The 1,744-nt window shown below is 31.8% G+C and carries 2 protein-coding genes; both read left to right on the forward strand.

Annotated elements, in window-relative coordinates; translation table 11 throughout:
* Positions 1–317: 317 nt before the first annotated feature.
* Positions 318–818 carry a hypothetical protein gene (locus LNN34_RS00700; protein WP_059291836.1) on the forward strand — a complete coding sequence of 167 codons (501 nt, stop codon included), beginning with the start codon at positions 318–320 and terminating at the stop codon, positions 816–818.
* 71 nt (positions 819–889) lie between these two features.
* Positions 890–1,624: a hypothetical protein gene (locus tag LNN34_RS00705; RefSeq protein WP_059291837.1), complete on the forward strand. Its 735-nt coding sequence runs from the start codon at positions 890–892 to the stop codon at positions 1,622–1,624.
* Positions 1,625–1,744: the final 120 nt, after the last annotated feature.

Here is a 1,744-nt window from a genome sequence, read left to right on the forward strand (position 1 = left end):
TCACAGCCGCATGCCAGAACATGAAGAAGATTGCCACATACCTAGCCAAGCAGGGATAGATATGTGGGAGACTTTTTCTTATCTAAAATACAATAAGCATCTAAAGAAATAAAAAAGCTTGTAGAAAAAACATCGTTTTCTCTACAAGCTGACCCTCTCTATGAGAGGGCCTTTTAATTAATGCTTTAATGAGTAACTTAATTAACGAGAGCTAATGACTGACTATTTCGAAACTAAATTAATAAGATCTTTATTTTATTACTCTAACATTGTTATACTAATAACTAACATATTTTCTAAATTGGAGGACTATTGTTATGAAAGGGAAAAAGATCATCATTTGTTTATTGGCCATCTCTATTATTTTCATAGTTGGCTTTTATTTTATTAAGAATAATGAAACTCCTGATTCAGCGAAAAAATTTAATAGTGAACAGGAAGCTTTACAGTACGCTAAACAAGAATCACCTTATATTACTGACTTTATAGATGAAACAAAGGAAATTGACAATGAAAAAGTTGTGATATATACATTTGAAAAAAATAAACAAATGGGTATAGGTACAGGAACATTGGCATGGAAAGATAAAAAAGTGACATGGGTAAAGAACGGGAATGATATAGTACTTGATAGTAAGAATAATAAGACTGATATTTCAGGTGATGTAAAGTCGTATTCAGGTAAAAAGTATAAATTATATGCTGGATTTAACAAAACAAAAAATCTAAAAATTGAAACCCAGACAGATAATAATGTAACTCCTCATGTGGATAAGAAATCAGGAATATATTATTTGTTAATTCCTAGTATAAATTAATCACATCTCATTTACAAAACTCTCCTCCTTTGGTAATATTTTAATGTGTCATAAAAATGAGGAGGGTGTATATGAAAAAGAAAGTTGCGTTTTTGATTACTGTTTGCGTGGTATGTTTGATGATTTTTGGAAATCCTACGAAAGGATTTGCAGCCGAGCAAAATACTATCAATCTATCTGATTCAAATGTTGAAAAATTTTATGATGAGGAACAAAATGCAGTAATTGCACCATTCAAAGCGACAGAAAATGGTCTTGTACCTGTTTCAAAAGATGAATATGAAAAAGCGACTAAAACGACAGAAAACGAAGATTTAGAGAATGAGTTTGTTGTTTCTGAGGAAAATAATGACGAGCCAGGATTTAATGCCTATGCTGACGTTGATATTAGAACTTGGCGTTATAAAGAAAAATCAGCCACTAAATATTATGGAAATCCTATTAAAGTTTCAGCATCAATTAAGTGTACTTCATCATCGTGTAGAGTAGATAAACAATGGCAAGCTACTGTATCTAAGTCTTACAGTGTTAATGCTTCATCAGAAATTAAAGCTATAAACTATGGTGCTAGTTTTAATTTTACGTCAGCAAAATCTAGTTCTAGTACATATTCCTTTACAATAAAAAAAGGTCAATCAGGATATATAGCTTTTAAACCATACAAAAGAAAGTCTACAGGTACCTTAACGCAGTATTCTACAATGCATGGTAAAATCAGTAGCAAATCAGCTTACGGAAGATCAGCAATTAAGCTGAGAACTGGAGAAGCTGATGGATACTATTCTTTTGTTTTTACTAAAAAATAGTATGATAGATCAGTTTAATAGAGGAAGGGTAAAAGTAATACCCTCGCTCAAAAAAGCCCTTCTCATAGGGACTGACCCCCGTTTTTGAGACAGGGATCAAAACACCTTTTATACAGCCAA

This window comes from Bacillus sp. AF23 (assembly GCF_020861455.1).
Lineage (GTDB): Bacteria > Bacillota > Bacilli > Bacillales > Bacillaceae > Bacillus > Bacillus halotolerans.

Excerpts from the sequence above, each read along its gene's own strand:
- LNN34_RS00700 (WP_059291836.1), top strand. The coding sequence starts at position 318 with ATGAAAGGGAAAAAGATCATCATTTGTTTATTGGCCATCTCTATTATT.
- LNN34_RS00705 (WP_059291837.1), top strand. The coding sequence starts at position 890 with ATGAAAAAGAAAGTTGCGTTTTTGATTACTGTTTGCGTGGTATGTTTG.